The organism is Neptuniibacter sp. QD37_6 (assembly GCF_047778085.1).
Classification (GTDB): domain Bacteria; phylum Pseudomonadota; class Gammaproteobacteria; order Pseudomonadales; family Balneatricaceae; genus Neptuniibacter.
This window is the reverse complement of the sequence record NZ_CP180550.1, coordinates 3187628-3203867: the sequence shown is the minus strand read 5'-3', so window position 1 is coordinate 3203867 and position 16240 is coordinate 3187628. Positions and strand designations below refer to the sequence as shown.

At 46.9% G+C, this 16240-nt stretch carries 16 protein-coding genes; 15 read left to right on the top strand and 1 reads right to left on the bottom strand.

Annotated features, from left to right (window positions below):
• The first annotated feature begins 127 nt into the window (after window positions 1-127).
• From grpE to dapB, 5 genes are all read left to right on the top strand, one after another.
• A complete protein-coding gene (gene grpE, locus ACMXYO_RS15325; RefSeq protein WP_415885996.1) occupies window positions 128-733 on the top strand; it encodes a nucleotide exchange factor GrpE in 606 nt (201 codons plus the stop codon).
• 148 nt (window positions 734-881) lie between these two features.
• Window positions 882-2813, top strand: coding sequence for a molecular chaperone DnaK (dnaK, locus tag ACMXYO_RS15320; protein ID WP_415885995.1), 1932 nt, complete (start codon window positions 882-884; stop codon window positions 2811-2813).
• 157 nt (window positions 2814-2970) lie between these two features.
• A complete protein-coding gene (dnaJ, locus tag ACMXYO_RS15315; RefSeq protein WP_415885994.1) occupies window positions 2971-4104 on the top strand; it encodes a molecular chaperone DnaJ in 1134 nt (377 codons plus the stop codon).
• Between the two features lie 49 nt (window positions 4105-4153).
• Window positions 4154-4960 (top strand): serine O-acetyltransferase, encoded by an 807-nt coding sequence (cysE, locus tag ACMXYO_RS15310; protein ID WP_415885993.1) that lies wholly within the window; start codon window positions 4154-4156, stop codon window positions 4958-4960.
• A gap of 14 nt (window positions 4961-4974) precedes the next feature.
• Complete coding sequence (gene dapB, locus ACMXYO_RS15305) at window positions 4975-5781, top strand: 4-hydroxy-tetrahydrodipicolinate reductase (protein WP_415885992.1); 807 nt, start codon at window positions 4975-4977, stop codon at window positions 5779-5781.
• 75 nt (window positions 5782-5856) lie between these two features.
• Here dapB and ACMXYO_RS15300 read toward each other — a convergent pair whose 3' ends face one another.
• Window positions 5857-7149, bottom strand: a complete 1293-nt coding sequence (locus ACMXYO_RS15300) for a diguanylate cyclase (RefSeq protein ID WP_415885991.1) — start codon at window positions 7147-7149, stop codon at window positions 5857-5859.
• Window positions 7150-7244: 95 nt separating this feature from the next.
• Between ACMXYO_RS15300 and ACMXYO_RS15295 the strand changes: the two genes are divergently transcribed.
• Genes ACMXYO_RS15295 through ACMXYO_RS15250 form a run of 10 tightly spaced genes read left to right on the top strand, consistent with a single transcriptional unit; the run spans window position 7245 to window position 16232 of the window.
• Window positions 7245-8351: a 4Fe-4S dicluster domain-containing protein gene (locus tag ACMXYO_RS15295; RefSeq protein WP_415885990.1), complete on the top strand. Its 1107-nt coding sequence runs from the start codon at window positions 7245-7247 to the stop codon at window positions 8349-8351.
• Window positions 8348-9184 carry an FAD/NAD(P)-binding protein gene (locus ACMXYO_RS15290; protein ID WP_415885989.1) on the top strand — a complete coding sequence of 279 codons (837 nt, stop codon included), beginning with the start codon at window positions 8348-8350 and terminating at the stop codon, window positions 9182-9184. The genes ACMXYO_RS15295 and ACMXYO_RS15290 overlap by 4 nt, the downstream gene beginning before the upstream one ends.
• Window positions 9184-9978, top strand: coding sequence for a sulfhydrogenase subunit delta (locus ACMXYO_RS15285; RefSeq protein WP_415888114.1), 795 nt, complete (start codon window positions 9184-9186; stop codon window positions 9976-9978). Before ACMXYO_RS15290 ends, ACMXYO_RS15285 begins: the two co-directional genes overlap by 1 nt.
• Window positions 9971-11266, top strand: coding sequence for a Ni/Fe hydrogenase subunit alpha (locus ACMXYO_RS15280; protein ID WP_415885988.1), 1296 nt, complete (start codon window positions 9971-9973; stop codon window positions 11264-11266). Before ACMXYO_RS15285 ends, ACMXYO_RS15280 begins: the two co-directional genes overlap by 8 nt.
• Window positions 11263-11721, top strand: a complete 459-nt coding sequence (locus tag ACMXYO_RS15275; protein WP_415885986.1) for a hydrogenase maturation protease — start codon at window positions 11263-11265, stop codon at window positions 11719-11721. Before ACMXYO_RS15280 ends, ACMXYO_RS15275 begins: the two co-directional genes overlap by 4 nt.
• Window positions 11709-12020, top strand: coding sequence for an NGG1p interacting factor NIF3 (locus tag ACMXYO_RS15270; RefSeq protein ID WP_415885984.1), 312 nt, complete (start codon window positions 11709-11711; stop codon window positions 12018-12020). Before ACMXYO_RS15275 ends, ACMXYO_RS15270 begins: the two co-directional genes overlap by 13 nt.
• Window positions 12021-12049: 29 nt before the next feature.
• A complete protein-coding gene (locus ACMXYO_RS15265; RefSeq protein ID WP_415885983.1) occupies window positions 12050-13408 on the top strand; it encodes a V-type ATP synthase subunit B in 1359 nt (452 codons plus the stop codon).
• Between the two features lie 9 nt (window positions 13409-13417).
• A complete protein-coding gene (locus ACMXYO_RS15260; protein ID WP_415885982.1) occupies window positions 13418-14020 on the top strand; it encodes a V-type ATP synthase subunit D in 603 nt (200 codons plus the stop codon).
• Window positions 14017-15798, top strand: a complete 1782-nt coding sequence (locus ACMXYO_RS15255; protein ID WP_415885980.1) for a V-type ATP synthase subunit I — start codon at window positions 14017-14019, stop codon at window positions 15796-15798. The genes ACMXYO_RS15260 and ACMXYO_RS15255 overlap by 4 nt, the downstream gene beginning before the upstream one ends.
• On the top strand, window positions 15786-16232 hold the full coding sequence (locus ACMXYO_RS15250; protein ID WP_415882568.1) for an ATP synthase subunit C: 447 nt from the start codon (window positions 15786-15788) through the stop codon (window positions 16230-16232). The genes ACMXYO_RS15255 and ACMXYO_RS15250 overlap by 13 nt, the downstream gene beginning before the upstream one ends.
• Window positions 16233-16240 lie beyond the last annotated feature (8 nt).

The window sequence follows — 16240 nt, the reverse complement described above, 5'->3', positions numbered from 1 at the left end:
AAATTAGCGTAAAAAAATCGAATTTATCTGTTGAAAGCGATCTCTTTGTCCCCATATTCAAGAGCAATTGATATTAACACCCAACAGACGCCCTCGAGTTTATTGAATGGGCTGGCTGGAGAGCACAATGGCAAACGAAGAACTGAACCCAGTAGAAGAGCAGAAAGTTGAGCAGCCAGAAGAGGTTGTAGCAGCGGAAGAAGCGCAAGAAGAAAACGCTGAACAAGGTGAAGCGGAACAGGTTGCTGCAGAAGAGACTGCTCAGGATGCGGATAAATTGGCAGCTGATCTAGCTGCAGCAGTAGCTGAGGTTGAGACGCTAAAGGATCAGATACTACGTGTTCAGGCTGATGCTCAGAATGTTCGTCGTCGTGCTGAACAGGATGTAGAAAAGGCGCACAAGTTTGGCGTAGAGAAGTTTGCCAACGAAATGTTGCCAATCGTCGATAGCCTAGAGCGCGCTATTGAAGCCTTCGGTGATGACGAAGCGGTTAAGCCGATGAAAGAAGGCGTTGAGATGACTATGAACATGTTCCTATCTGGTCTGGCTAAATTCCAGATGGAACAGGTTAATCCTATGGGCGAAGCATTTGATCCGGCACTACACCAAGCGATGTCTATGGTTGAGTCTCCAGATGCGAAGCCAAATACAGTTATTGCAGTAATGCAGAAAGGTTACACATTGCACGGCCGTCTAGTACGTCCTGCGATGGTTGTTGTGGCTAAAGCTTAAGGTACGTTAGGTAAATTTAATTTTGGGTTCGGCCTTGAAACCCTGCGAAACGTACTTATATAGATTTCATACTGACTAGTAAGTCACTTATAGAATTAATCACTGCCCGTTAGAACGGGCAGCTTAGAAAGAATTGGAGCAGATACAAATGGGTAAAATCATCGGTATTGACTTAGGAACTACAAACTCTTGTGTTTCTATCCTAGATGGCGACAGCGCTAAAGTTATCGAAAACGCTGAAGGCGATCGCACAACGCCTTCCATCATTGCTTACGCTGATGAAGGTGAAATCTTAGTTGGTCAGCCTGCAAAACGTCAGGCGGTTACTAACCCAGACAACACGCTATTTGCTATCAAGCGTCTTATCGGCCGTCGTTTCAAAGATGATGTTGTTCAGAAAGACATCAAAATGGTGCCATACAAAATCGTTGAAGCTGACAACGGTGATGCTTGGGTAGAAGTTAAAGGCGACAAGCTTGCTGCACCTCAGATCTCTGCAGAGATTCTGAAGAAGATGAAGAAAACTGCAGAAGACTACCTAGGTGAGACAGTAACTGAAGCCGTTGTAACTGTACCAGCATACTTCAACGATGCTCAGCGTCAGGCGACTAAAGATGCGGGTAAAATCGCTGGTCTAGAAGTTAAGCGTATCATCAACGAGCCAACTGCTGCTGCTCTTGCATACGGCATGGACAAGTCTAAAGGCGACAAAACTATCGCTGTATATGACCTAGGTGGTGGTACTTTCGATATCTCTATCATCGAGATCGCTGAAGTAGATGGCGAGCACCAGTTCGAAGTACTTTCTACTAACGGTGATACGTTCCTTGGTGGTGAAGACTTTGACCTACGTTTGATCGAGTTCTTGGCTGATGAGTTCAAGAAAGACACAGGTATCGATCTACACAACGATCCACTAGCGCTACAGCGTCTTAAAGAAGGTGCTGAGAAAGCTAAAGTAGAACTATCTTCTGCGCAGCAGACTGACGTTAACCTACCTTACATCACTGCTGATGCGACAGGTCCAAAACACCTCAACGTTAAGATCACTCGTGCGAAGCTTGAGTCTCTAGTTGAAGAACTAGTTCAGCGTTCTCTAGAGCCATGTAAGATCGCTCTACAAGATTCTGATCTAAGCGCTTCTGAAATCGACGAAGTTATCTTGGTTGGTGGTCAGACTCGTATGCCAATGGTTCAGGAAAAAGTTGCTGAATTCTTCGGTAAAGAAGCACGTAAAGACGTTAACCCTGACGAAGCGGTAGCAATGGGTGCTGCGATTCAAGGTGCGGTACTAGCAGGTGACGTTAAAGACGTTCTACTACTAGACGTAACGCCTCTAACGCTTGGTATCGAAACTATGGGTGGCGTAGCTACTCCAGTAATCGAGAAGAACACGACTATCCCAACTAAGAAGTCTCAGATCTTCTCTACTGCAGACGACAACCAAAACGCTGTAACAATTCACGTTGTACAGGGTGAGCGTAAGCAAGCGGCACAGAACAAATCTCTAGGTCGTTTCGACTTGGCTGAGATCCCACCAGCACCACGCGGTGTGCCTCAGATCGAAGTAACTTTCGACCTTGATGCCAACGGTATTCTTAACGTATCTGCGCAGGATAAAGCGACTGGTAAACAGCAGTCTATCGTAATCAAAGCCTCTTCTGGTCTAAGCGATGACGAAATCGAGCAGATGGTAAACGATGCAGAAGCTCACGCTGAAGAAGATAAGAAGTTCGAAGAACTGACTACTGCTCGTAACCAGGGCGATGCAATGGTTCACTCTGCTAAGAAGACTATGGAAGAAGCTGGCGATAAAGCGACTGACGAAGAGAAAGCAGCTGTTGAAGCAGCAACTGCTGAGCTTGAAGAAGCGCTTAAAGGCGACGACAAAGACGCTATCGAAGCTAAAACTGCTGCACTTACTGAAGCGATCTCTGGTGTTGCTCAGAAGATGTACGCAGAAGCTGCACAGCAAGCTGAAGCTGAGCAAGGTGCAGGCGGTGCTGAACAGCAACAAGCTGGCGGTAACGATGATGCAGTAGACGCTGAGTTCGAAGAAGTTAAAGACGACAAAAAATAAGTCGCCTTTTAGCTGAATCGGGCTAAATAAGCGTAGAACTTTGCAGTGTCTAACGATGCTGCAAAGTCGAATTACTCGGCACCGCGGGCTCTATGCCCGCGTTGTCATATCCGGCTTAAAGCCGAAAACAGTGTTGTGACTGTATAGTGTAGTGACCATGTCAAAACGAGATTATTACGAAGTATTGGGTGTATCTAAGGATTCATCTGATCGCGATATCAAGAAAGCTTTCCGCCGTATGGCAATGAAATATCATCCGGACCGTAACCCGGACGATAAGGATGCAGAAGATAAGTTCAAAGAAGTAAACGAAGCTTACGAAGTGTTATCTGACGCTCAGAAGAAAGCTGCGTACGATCAATACGGTCATGCCGGTGTTGATCCGAACATGCGTGGTGGTCACGGTGGCGGCTTCGACGGTAACTTCTCTGATATCTTTGGCGATGTATTTGGCGATATTTTCGGTGGCGGCGGTGGTCGCGGCGGCCGTAGCTCGGTACAACGTGGCGCTGACTTACGCTACAACATGGAAATGACGCTGGAAGAAGCGGTTCGTGGTGTAGAAAAGAGTATCAAAGTTCCTACGCTTGTAGAGTGTGAAACTTGTGATGGTTCTGGTGCTAAGCCTGGTACTTCTGCAAAAGTGTGCGGTACTTGTGGCGGTCAAGGCCAGGTTCGTATGCAGCAGGGCTTCTTCTCAGTACAACAGACTTGTCCGACCTGTCATGGTGAAGGCAAGATCATTACTGATCCTTGTACTGACTGTCATGGTCATGGCCGTAAAGAGAAGACTAAGACGCTTAACGTTAAGATCCCAGCAGGTGTTGATACAGGCGATCGTATCCGTCTAGCGGGTGAAGGCGAAGCAGGTACTCATGGTGGTCCAGCAGGCGATCTATATGTACAAGTTCATGTTAAAGATCACCCGATCTTTGAGCGTGACGGTAAACACTTATACTGCGAAGTGCCGATCAGCTTTGTTGATGCAGCATTGGGCGGTGAGCTAGAAGTTCCAACTCTTGATGGTCGTGTTAAGTTGAAAGTACCATCCGAAACTCAGACAGGAAAAATGTTCCGTCTGCGTGGCAAGGGTGTAGCGCCGGTTCGCGGTGGATCTACGGGAGACCTTCTGGTTAAAGTGGTTGTGGAAACGCCGGTTAAGTTGAGCAGCCGTCAGAAAGAGCTATTGCGTGAGTTCCAAGACGAGATGGAGCAAGGTACGCATAAACACAGCCCGAAGAAGCATGGCTTCTTTGATTCTGTGAAAAAGTTTTTTGAAGATATGACCTAATTTTAAGGGGCATTTATTGCCCCTTAAATTTTATAAGAATGGGGATGGCATGAGCCAGAATCCAGAATGCCCAACTTGGCTTTGGGATGAAATTACGGCAGAAGCCGAACGTGAAGTTATTGAAGAACCTGTGTTGGCGGGGTTTTATCACGCTAATATCTTAGGGCATCAAAGCTTGTGTTCTGCTTTAGCTTATCTGTTGAGCCGTAAGCTGCATGATGATGCGGTGCCAGCAGTGACTTTTCGTCTAGTGATCGAAGAAGTGTTTCGTGAAGCGCCAGAGATCTTACAGGCTGTGTGTGCAGATATAGCTGCGGTTCGTACCCGAGACCCGGCAATCGATAAATATGCGACTGTATTGCTGTACCTTAAGGGCTTTCATGCAATTCAGGCTTATCGTGTGGCGCACTATATGTGGAATAAAGGCCGTAAGAGTATGGCGCTTTATATTCAGAGCAGAGTTAGTTGTGTGTTGCAGGTTGATATTCACCCTGCGGCTAAAATCGGTCATGGCGTAATGTTTGATCACGCAACGGGTATTGTTGTGGGTGAAACCAGTGTGATCGAAAATGATGTTTCTATCCTGCAATCTGTAACTCTAGGTGGTACAGGTAAAGATTGTGGTGATCGTCATCCGAAAATTCGTGAAGGCGTTATGATCGCGGCGGGTGCCAAGATCTTCGGTAACATCGAAGTGGGCTCAGGTGCCAAAGTAGGTGGCGGAAGTGTTGTGTTGGATGATGTGCCAAGGCATACAACGGTTGTAGGTGTACCTGCCCGTGCTGTTGGCCATCCTCAGTGCGATAAACCTGCATTGGATATGGACCAGAATATCCTTCACGACAAAAACAAATAAGAGCGGAAACTTACATGATTAAAGTAGCAGTTACTGGCGCAGCCGGTCGTATGGGTAAAGCAAATATCGAAGCGCTAAAGATGGCTGAAGGCATCGAGTTAGGTGCAGCTATTGTTGAGCCTGATAGTTCTTTGATCGGCGCAGATGCTGGTGAAGTTGCAGGTGTTGGTAAGCTAGGCGTTAAGATTGTTGGTTCTTTGCATGAAGCGGTTGCTGATTTTGACGTGCTAATCGACTTTACTGCACCAGAAGTCACTCTTGAGAATGTTCGTTTCTGTACTACTCACGGTAAGCAAGTTGTTATCGGTACGACAGGTTTGACTGATGAACAGAAAGAAGTGCTAGAGAAGGCTGCTGAGAGCGTTGCCATTGTATTTGCACCCAACATGAGTGTTGGTGTGAACTTGTGCTTCAAGTTGCTTGAAATCGCAGCGAAAGCGCTAGGTAACGATGATTACGATATCGAAGTTATCGAAGCTCACCACCGTCACAAAGTGGATTCTCCTTCTGGTACAGCACTACGTATGGGTGAAGTAGTTGCTGACGCGTTGGGTCGTGATCTTAAAGAGTGTGCAGTATATGGTCGTGAAGGTCAGGTAGGCGCGCGTCCTCGTGGTGAGATCGGTTTTGAAACGATCCGTGCTGGCGATGTAGTAGGCGATCACACTGTGCTATTTGGTACAGAAGGTGAGCGTATCGAGATTACCCACAAGGCGAGTAACCGTCTAACTTTTGCTAAAGGCGCTGTACGTGCTTGTAAGTGGTTAGCAGCAAAAGAGAATGGCTTGTACGATATGCAGGATATTCTAGGTCTTAAATAAGAACCCTGAATGCTAGAAAAAAGCCGCTAATATAGCGGCTTTTTTGTTGGTTTTTTTTCTGTGCGTTACAGCGAGCTATTCACTGCATACATTGTTTCTGCCGGCCTCTTTTGCCTTGTACAGCATCTCGTCAGCCCGGTTCAGCATCTGGCTGAAATTATCCAGTTCGCGCTCAACTAGACCAATACTGACGGTCACTGGTAGGGTTTGGTCTTTATAGGTAAACGCCGTGTCATTTACTAGCTTACAGAAATGCTGCATAAGCAGTTCAGCTTGTTCTTGATTTAAGCCGTTAAGAAGAATGCAGAACTCTTCACCACCAATACGCGCGTGTAGAAAGCGGTTAAAAGTATTTCTTAACAGATTGGCTAGCTGCGTGAGTACAGAGTCTCCAGCGTCATGGCCAAAGTCATCATTGATCCGTTTAAAGAAGTCTAAATCCAGCATGGCTAAACAAGCTTTGTTTTGCGATGGGCCTAGTTGTTTTTCAGCCTGTTCGAACAGGTATCTACGGTTATGTAAACCGGTAAGAAAGTCACGGTTAGCAGCGTCTTGGATCTGAGCTACTAACTCCATCTGCTCGATGTTATGCATCACTCGGCAGTGGAGCTCTTCATAATTAAATGGCTTTGTTAAAAAATCATTCGCGCCACTTTTAATAAATTTTGCTGAAAGGGCTGGGCTGTCAGCTGCAGATAAACCGATGATTTTGAGTTCGGACGTTTCGTAATCCCGGCGAATATTTTGTACTAACTCAATGCCATTCATATTGGGCATTTCGTAATCGGTAAGAATGAGCTTTATTTCTGGGTCTTGCTTGAGCTTTTCTAGCCCCTCTTGTCCATCGCAGGCTTCAATTACTTGATAGAGGTGCTTTTCGAGCTGTTTACGTACCAAGAGTCGATAGGACGAAGAGTCTTCTACTAATAGAACCTTGATTGCTTGGTTTTTTAGTAATCGGTGAACTAACTGGACGGCATATTCATAAGAGAAACGACTCTCCTTGATTATATAGTCCACGACTCCCCTTTGAAGCAAGGATTCACGTTTATCATCGTCATAACTGCCGGTTAGAACAATCGTTGGAATATTTTGAGCGAGAATAAAGTCTACAATTTCACCATTGGGTGCATCTGGAAGATTTAGATCAACCAGTGCAGCAAAAATATCTTCGTAAAGATCGACCTTTTCTTGAGCCTGAAGGAGGCTTTCACAGAAGACAACTTCCAGTGGAAGGTCTGATGTTAGAAAGAGCCGTTGTAATACACGGCTGACCATCTGGCTGTCTTCAACGACAAGAACTTTCATATCTAAACTCAAAATAGATGCAATTAATGTCTGGGTTAGCGCACCTTTCCATAGTGTCATTTATGGTCGCGTAATTGAAGACAGAAACCGCCCAAAATCGCGAAGCTTGTCTAGTAGTTTAGGCTAATATTAAAAGAGTAAGGGAGGGGGAGTGAATGGCGATTTCTCAATCTGCTTTTCTCATGAGGAAGGATTTAGCTGAGCTGTTTGCGCTGTTGCTGCAGCAAGGTTTTCGGCTACATGGTCCTCAAGTTCGCGATGGCGCGATTGTTTTTGATGATCTCCAATCTGTTAGTGATCTGCCGCAAGGGTGGACAGATCAACAGGTTCCGGGGCGGTATAGACTCAAGCACAGTGATTCTCCACGTCAGTTTAATTGGGCGAATGGGCCTTCGGCACTGAAGCCTCTGTTGTATCCTACTCGAGAAGTCATCTGGCAAGCAAAGCGTGGTGATGATGGTCATTTACAATTTTTGGTGCCTAAACAAGCGCAAGATAAAGTTGCGATCATAGGGGTAAAAGCTTGTGACCTTGCCGCGTTGAAACTGCAGGATCAGCATTTTCTAGAAGGTGATTTTGTTGACCCCGGTTACCAAGCAAAGCGGCAAGGGCTTTTCTTGATTGCTGTTAATTGCAACGTCTCAGCAGAAACCTGTTTCTGTGTCTCTACCGGTGATGGCCCTGAAGTTAGGCAAGCTCACGATATTCTTCTAACTGAATTAGAAGATGGTTTCCTTATTCAATCGGGCTCTGACAAAGGTTTGGCCATAGTTGATCAGTTGCCGCTGCAGGAAGTGACTGAAGCGATGACCGATACCGCCAAAGAGCAGATTCAAGCAGCTGAGCAACAACAAACCCGATCACTCAATATTATCGCTAAAGACGATCTGCAAAGCAGAAGAGATCATCCGCAATGGGATGATGTTGCCGAGCGATGCCTTGCTTGCGGTAACTGCACTATGGTTTGTCCCACCTGTTTCTGCCATCGACAGCATGAAGAACCACAACTTAATGGTGCTGAGAGCGAGCATGTCAGAGAGTGGGATAGCTGTTTTGGAGAATCTCATGGGCAACTTGCGGGGTTCCAAGTTAGAGAAACGATTAAGCAGCGCTACCAACAGTGGATGATCCATAAGCTAGATACTTGGCAGGCCCAATATGGCCGATCAGGCTGTACCGGCTGTGGTCGCTGTATGACCTGGTGCCCTGCAGAGATAGATTTTGTAGCAGAAGCGAATCTGATATCAGGAGGCAAAAAATGAATGCTTTCTATCAGAAACCTATGGTTGCAACTGTTACTGATGTTATTTATGAATCTAAAACGATCTTTACGCTTAGGTTGCAGTTGGCTGACCTCGCAGAGCGAGAGGCCTATAAGTTTGAACCGGGACAGTTCAATATGCTTTACCTTTTCGGTGTGGGTGAGGTGCCAATCTCGATCGTTTCTGATCCTAAGGATGAAGGAGTCATTGATCACACTATTAGGATTGTCGGGCGGGTTACCCAAGGTTTAGCGAAATTAAAACAGGGAGATCAAATTGGTCTACGAGGTCCATTCGGGCGTGGTTGGCCTCTGCCAGACGCAAAAAATAAGGATCTTCTGATTGTTACTGGTGGATTAGGTTGTGCACCAGTCGTAGCTGCAATCAATTATGCGCTTAAACGACGAGATCACTATCGACGCCTGAGTATTGTTCAAGGCGTTAAGCACAGCAATGACCTTATCTGGAGTGAGCGCTACGATCGGTGGCGTCAGCTTGAGAATGTTGAAGTGTTTCTTGCAGCGGATGAATCAGGACCGGCGTGGCCATTCCATAAAGGGCGTATCACTGAGCTGCTTGATCAAGTGACGGTTGATCCACGTAATGCATTGGCGATGATTTGTGGCCCTGAGGGGATGATGCATGCCGCCGCGGAAAAGCTTATTGGTTTGGGGATAGACCCAGCTCAGATTTTTCTCAGTTTAGAGCGAAATATGCAGTGTGCCATTGGGCATTGTGGTCATTGTCAATTTGGGGCTGATTTTATCTGCAAAGATGGCCCGGTATTTTCTTACCCTGCTGTAAACGATCGTTTAGGTAGGGAGGGCGTGTGATGAACTCTAAACCGAGTATTGCTGTGCATAAGTTTAGTTCCTGTGATGGTTGCCAACTCGCTCTTCTCAATATGGGGGAGGCATTGATTACGTTAGCCACTCGGGTTGAGATTAAGCACTTTGCCGAAGCGGGTGTTTTGGATGAAAACGCAGAGGTCGATATTGCGTTTATCGAAGGCAGTATTGTGACCCTGCATGATACTGAGCGAATTCAACAGATCCGCAAAAATAGCCGGTACCTTATTACTATGGGGGCTTGTGCGACTTCAGGTGGAATTCAAGCACTGAAAAACTTAGCACAAGCGCCAGAAACTTGGCCGGAAGCTATTTACCCACAGCCTGAATTTATCGACAGTTTAGAGCGTTCAGAGCCAATCAAAGATCATGTGAAAGTTGATTTTGAACTTTGGGGTTGCCCGATCAATAGCCGCCAAATCTCAACGGCGATCAGTTTAATGCTTGAGGGGGCAATGCCTCAGGATGAACGCGAAAAACTCTGTATCGAGTGTAAACGCTCAGGTCAGGTCTGCACTTTAGTCACTGCTGGTGAGCCTTGTCTGGGGCCGGTGACAAGATTGGGGTGCGGCGCACTCTGTCCCAAATTTGGTCGGGCATGTTATGGCTGTTATGGCGAAGCAGAACTGTCCCATCATTCAGCGATGGCGCGTCGCCTATCTGGTTTGGGCCTTGTTGATGCAGAAGTCTGTCGGCGTTTTCAATTGATTCATCCTGATCCTTGTCTGGGTTTGGGGGAGGCAGTTATAAGTAGTGGCAAAGGAGAGCTGAATGACTGAACGTAAGATTCAGATTGATGTGCCCTCACTTGCCCGTGTAGAGGGAGAGGGGGCGCTCCATCTCAAGATTGAGCAAGGTAAGTTGCAGCATCTGCAGTTTAAAATTTATGAACCGCCACGCTTTTTTGAGAAGTTTCTAGAAGGACGCCACTTTTCTGAGGTTCCGGATATCGTGGCGCGCATCTGTGGAATCTGTCCGGTGGCTTATCAAATCAGCGCGGTGAATGCTTTGGAGTCTCTATTTCAGGTGCAGCTAACCCCGTGGATAAAGGATATGCGGCGTTTGCTCTATCTGGGCGAGTGGTTGCAAAGTCATGGCTTGCATATCCATCTCCTCGCGTTGCCGGACTATTTTGGACATAACTCAGCCTTGGAATTAGCAGGGGAATACCCCGATGAGGTGCGAAGGGGATTTGCGATCCAAGACGCCGGTAACCGCATTATGCGTTTCTTGGGGGGGCGTTCGGTACACCCAGTCGGCATTAAAGTGGGTGGTTTTCATAAAGCTCCTTTGGTAGCCGAAGCGCAAGCACTTAAACAGCATCTCAATGAGATATTGCCTCAGGCCATAGCAATGCTGGAATGGTTAGCTGAGGTGGAGGTTCCTGATCATCCTCAGGCTTTTAATTCTGTTTCGTTAACAGCGGATGGCTATCCGCTCGGTGAAGGCCGTCTCGTTAGTAGCTCAGGATTGAATATCCCTGAGGACCAATATGAAACCTACTTTACAGAGAGCCAGTCGCCACACTCGACCGCGTTGTGGAGTCACCTAAGTGGACAGGACTATCTGGTCGGTCCTCTAGCAAGGATCAATCTAAATCATCAACAGCTGCCTGATTTTCTACAAAAGCTACTCCATAAATTGGGCAACCCTTTTCCGAGTCTGAATATGTTTCATAGCATGTTAGCGCGTGGTGTGGAGATCTGTTTTGCTTTGGATGAAGCGATTACGTTGTTGGAAACGTATGAGTCACCTGAAAGAAGCGCAGTTGAAGTTAATCCGCAAGTGGGCACTGGGTATGGCTGGAGTGAAGCGCCGCGTGGTTTGCTTTGGCACCGATATTCAGTGGATCAGAATGGTTTGATCAGAGAGGCAAAAATTGTCCCGCCGACCAGTCAAAACCAAGCGCGGATTGAACAAGATCTGCTGTTTTCCCTGAGCGAATTTGGCTTAGATCAACCCGATGACCTGTTGCGCTTACACAGTGAAAAGGTCATTCGTAATTATGACCCCTGTATCTCCTGCGCAACCCATTTTCTAAAACTGACCACGGAGCGTAAACCTTGAAGTTAGCAATATTTGGTTTGGGCTCTTCGCATGGCGATGATCAAATCGGTTGGGTGTTGGTGGATGCTCTACAAGGCTTACTCCCTGAGGGCGTTATCTGCGAAAAATTAACCAGTCCTGCCCACTCTTTAGTGACGCTATTGCCTCAGTTTGATCAGGTGATTGTGATTGATGCCTGTGAAATGGAGCAAAAAGCAGGTGAGTACAGGTATATTGAGGATGGGTCTGGGTTTTTGCATATGCAAAATGCGCCAGTAAGTAGTCATACTTTGGGTATCTCAGAGAGTTGGCAGTTGTTGCTTAAACTCAAACAATCCTTGCCACAGATCAGTTTGTTTCTGGTTCAACTAGGTCAAACTGAGACTATGGCATCAGTATCTGATTGTATAGCTGCGCAGATACCCAACATGGTTGAACAGTTAAATAAAACGGTAAAGCTTCGGTGTATAAACTAAGTTTCTTTGTTCCTGATGAAAACTTGGAACAGGTCAAAGCGGCTGTTTTCGCGACAGGTGCAGGACGAATTGGTAACTATGATTGTTGCTGTTGGCAAGTGCTTGGCCAAGGCCAGTTTCGCCCTTTAGAGGGTAGTGATCCGCATATAGGGCGCTTAGGTAATGTTGAAACAGTCGCGGAGTGGAAGGTTGAATTGGTGTGCAGCGATGAGTTGATACATCAGGCTGTCAATGCAATGAAATCGGCTCACCCTTATGAAGAACCTGCCTACGACGTTTGGCGCTTAGAAGAATTTTAAAGTTATAACCGAATGACAGGGAGGTAGAAGTGACGCAGTTATTGGTACGTTACTCTCGTATTCTGGAAATTGTTGGTGACATAGTTAAAGTGCATGTGCCGCTAACAGAGGGTGCTTCGTCTATCTGTTTTGGTGATCTGGCTTTAATCGAAAATGACAAACATGACGGCGCTGAAGCTAATTTGGCCCAAGTCATTTTGCTTGATCGTGAGGAGGTCTCCCTTCAGGTCTTCACGGGTACCAAAGGGCTATCAACTCATTCGGTGGTTCGCTTCCTAGGTCGCTCGATGGAAGTGACTTTCTCTCCAAATATTTTAGGGCGTGCTTTCTCAGGTACTGGACGGGCAATCGATAATGGTCCAATGCTAACAGAAGAGCCTAAAATTGAGATCGATGGTCCCACAGTAAACCCTGCTAGACGTGTATTGGCATCACATATGATTCGTACCGATGTGCCGATGATTGATGTGTTTAACTGTCTGGTTGAGAGTCAAAAAATCCCCATTTTTTCCGTAGCGGGAGAGCCTTATAACCAGCTGTTAGCGCAGATCGGAACGCATGCTGATGCGGATGTCGTAATTTTCGGTGGTATCGGCTTAGTGTTTGATGATTACTACTTCTTTCGTCAGGCCTTTGAGGACGCAGGTGTGCTAGCGCGAACGGTGATGTTTGTTCATCAGGGATCGGATCCTACCGTAGAAGGTTTGCTGGTTCCAGATATGGCATTAGCGGTGGCTGAGCGTTTTGCTGTTGAAGAAGGTAAGCGGGTGCTGGTGCTGCTTACTGATATGACCGCTTATGCTGATGCACTCAAAGAGGTAGGGATCTCTATGGAGCATGTGCCATCAAACCGGGGTTACATCGGTGATCTCTACTCGCAACTAGCGCGGCGTTATGAAAAAGCCTGCGATTATAAAGGCGCAGGTTCCGTAACCATTCTGTCGGTTACAACGATGCCGGGTGACGACGTTACCCACCCCGTGCCAGATAACACCGGCTATATCACCGAAGGTCAGTTCTATCTGCATGATGGTGTGATTGATCCCTTCGGCTCGCTTTCGCGCTTAAAGCAGCATGTGATTGGCAAAGTCACGCGAGAAGATCATAGTCAGATCATGAACACTATGGTGCGCTTGTATGCGGAATCTCAGGATGCAGCGCAGAAGCAGGCGATGTCGTTTGAGCTAAGTGAGTATGACGAACGCTTACTTAAATTCGGTGAGCTGTTCAGCGATCGGTTTATGGATATTCATGTCACTATGCCGTTAGAGCAGGCATTAGATCAGTGTTGGCAGACACTGGCGGAGTGCTTTCAGTCACAAGAGCTGTTGATGAAGCAGGCGTTGGTGGATAAGTATTTTCCTGCGCAAAACTTGGCTCAAGTTTAAGGATGGATTGTGGCTAAGCTGGCACTCAATAAGTCCACATTAAATCGCGAAGGCGGACGTTTAAAAGCGTTTCGTCAGTTCGTGCCCGCCTTAGATTTAAAGCGCAAACAGCTTCTGGCTGCGAGGCAAGAAACCCGGCAGCTCCTGCAAGCTAATCAACAAAAGTTAAATGAACTTCACTTGTGTGTGTCTGAAACTCTGCCAATGTTAGCGAGTGCGAAGATTGAGCTAAGCCAGTTGTTACAGGTTCAAAAGGTTGAGGTGAAGTACAGCAATTTAGTGGGGCTGGAGCTGCCAGAGCTGGCTGTGTTTGAAGTTGAGTTATCTGAATACTCTCGCTTGGTATTGCCTCATTGGGTCGATACGGTTTTCTGGCTACAGGAGCAGACACTCAAGCTGGAGGTGGAGATCCGAATCTACTTACAGCGATTGCAGATTTTGGAAACGGGGTTACAGAAAACGACTCAGCGTTTGAACCTATTCGATAAAGTTTTAATACCGCAAACTGAAAAAAATATCCGAAAAATCCGTATCGCTTTATCCGATGCAGAGCGTGCAGGAGTTGTGCGCGCCAAAATTGCGAAAAACAAACGCCGGAGGCTGCAGTTATGAGTATTCAGTCTCTTAAGAAAGCGACCTTAGTTGGTTTAACAGAGGAAAAGGCATCCATCCTCGATGCTCTGCAAACCTTGGGAGTCATACATGTTATTCCTTTGCTTGCGCCGCAAAAATCCCAAGTGAAGCTTGAGCATCAAGTGAGCCCTGAACAGCTCCATGGCGTGTTGCACTATCTGCTGAATTCTAAGCAAAAGCGTAAGCAGGTAGTCAGTGAACGTCATTTTGATCTGCTAGAGGTCACAGACAAAGTTGATCAAAACCGTAGCTTGCGTCTGAAATTGGTGGAGCGGCATGATTTTTTGCGTAAACGCATAAAAGATCTCAAGCCTTGGGGTAGTTTTATCCTGCCTGAGGAAGGCGAGTTATACGGTCGTCGTTTGTGGTTTTATCTTGTGCCGAACTACAAGATGAAAGAGGTAGTAAAAACAGAGCTACCTTGGCAAAGCGTGCATCGAGATAATCGCTATTGTTATATCACGGTTATTTCAGAAACAGAGCCGCCGTTAAACGCTATGCCAGTGACTCGAACTCATACCGGAGCAATTCCGCTCGAGCAGTTGCAACGTGAGTTGGAAGATATCGAGGTTGAGCTGGAAACTGTTGAAGCTGAACGTGAAGCGCTCACCCGTTGGATCTATCTTCTGCAGCGCTCCATTGCGGGGACTGAGGATGATGCACAACTGGCAGAGATATCCGGTCAGACCTTAGACCGTGATGAAATCTTTGCGATTCAGGGGTGGGTGGCTGATGACAATATAGCGTCGTTACAGCACTTTGCTGATCTGCACAGTATGGTGCTCCAGCTTGAAGTGCCTAAGTCTGATGAGTTGCCCCCGACACTTTTGCAGAATCCAACCTCCGTCGCCGGAGGTGAAGAAGTTGTGCATTTCTTCCAAATGCCTGGTTACCGTAGCTGGGATCCTTCGCGGGTGGTGTTCTTTTCTTTTGTTAGCTTTTTTGCGTTGATCATGTCCGATGCGGGTTATTCGCTTTTGTTAGCGGCGATACTGCTGTTTTACTGGCGTGATATGGAACGTACAGAAACGGGGCTACGTTTACGAGCAATGGGCGTAGCTCTGTCTGTCGCCGGCTTCGTTTGGGGTGTGTTGGTGGGAAGCTACTTCGGTGCTCAGGCCCCCTTTGTTTGGTTGCAAGGTTGGAAGCTGATGGATCTGAATGATTTTGACAGCATGATGTTGCTCTCAATATCCGTAGGGGCTGTACATCTTATTTTGGCAAACCTGATGATGGCTTGGGTTAGACGCGGCAGTACCCGAATGTATGCAGCCTTAGGCTGGGCAGGCTCGGTTACCGTAGCGCTGTGGGGCTGGATCGCTGGATTTGAGTTTTTACATTGGTTGTTATTGACAGCTTGCCTATCACTGGTTCTGCTTTTCTCAAGTGAAAAGTCAGAATGGAGCGTGGGTCGGTTCTTCGATGGTGTGTTAGCCCTTGCTGGGATAACCAAAATTTTTGGTGATGTTCTCAGTTATCTGCGTCTTTTTGCTTTGGGATTGGCCAGTGCTTCTTTGGCGATGACCTTTAATCAACTGGCTACTGATGTTGCGGCGGCTCTGCCTGCAATTGGCCTGTTATTTAAAGTACTTATCTTGCTGGTGGGTCATCTTCTCAATTTTGTTCTCACTGTGATCAGTGGCGTGATTCACGGTTTGCGTCTGAATTTAATCGAATTTTATAACTGGAGTCTTGCGGATGAAGGCTATGCTTTTCAGCCGTTTGCTAAACGGGAGGTTTCGCCTTGGATAACCTGATTATTGCTTTAGGTTGGGCTGGTCTATATGGCCCAATGGCGTTGGGTGCAATCGGTAGCATGATTGGTTGTGCGCAGGCAGGTCAAGCTGCCTGTGGTGCACTGCTAGAAACCGAAACAGGTCATGGTCGTTATATCGGTGTGGCTGCGATGCCATCGTCGCAATCTATCTACGGCATCGTGGTGATGTTTGCGTTGAATCGAGAGATAACTATCGATAACGCACCGGGCTTGGCTGCCATTGGCCTTTTATGTGGTTTGGCCTTGCTGTTTAGTGCTGCTTGGCAGGGGCGTTGCTGTGCTTCTGCGATTAATGTCTCCAAAATACGTCCTGAGATATTTGGTATGTCGTTAGCGCCCGCTGCAATTGTAGAAGGTTTTGCAGTCTTCGCATTTATTTTTGCGCTGGTTATTAGTGCAGGCGTGCCTTTGTAATGGGGGAG

Bases quoted from the DNA above. Each gene is read 5' to 3' on its own strand.
- dapB (WP_415885992.1), top strand. From the start codon at position 4,975: ATGATTAAAGTAGCAGTTACTGGCGCAGCCGGTCGTATGGGTAAAGCA.
- ACMXYO_RS15280 (WP_415885988.1), top strand. From the start codon at position 9,971: ATGACTGAACGTAAGATTCAGATTGATGTGCCCTCACTTGCCCGTGTA.
- dnaK (WP_415885995.1), top strand. From the start codon at position 882: ATGGGTAAAATCATCGGTATTGACTTAGGAACTACAAACTCTTGTGTT.
- grpE (WP_415885996.1), top strand. From the start codon at position 128: ATGGCAAACGAAGAACTGAACCCAGTAGAAGAGCAGAAAGTTGAGCAG.
- ACMXYO_RS15290 (WP_415885989.1), top strand. From the start codon at position 8,348: ATGAATGCTTTCTATCAGAAACCTATGGTTGCAACTGTTACTGATGTT.
- dnaJ (WP_415885994.1), top strand. From the start codon at position 2,971: ATGTCAAAACGAGATTATTACGAAGTATTGGGTGTATCTAAGGATTCA.
- ACMXYO_RS15300 (WP_415885991.1), bottom strand. From the start codon at position 7,149: ATGACACTATGGAAAGGTGCGCTAACCCAGACATTAATTGCATCTATT.
- cysE (WP_415885993.1), top strand. From the start codon at position 4,154: ATGAGCCAGAATCCAGAATGCCCAACTTGGCTTTGGGATGAAATTACG.
- ACMXYO_RS15255 (WP_415885980.1), top strand. From the start codon at position 14,017: ATGAGTATTCAGTCTCTTAAGAAAGCGACCTTAGTTGGTTTAACAGAG.
- ACMXYO_RS15285 (WP_415888114.1), top strand. From the start codon at position 9,184: ATGAACTCTAAACCGAGTATTGCTGTGCATAAGTTTAGTTCCTGTGAT.
- ACMXYO_RS15295 (WP_415885990.1), top strand. From the start codon at position 7,245: ATGGCGATTTCTCAATCTGCTTTTCTCATGAGGAAGGATTTAGCTGAG.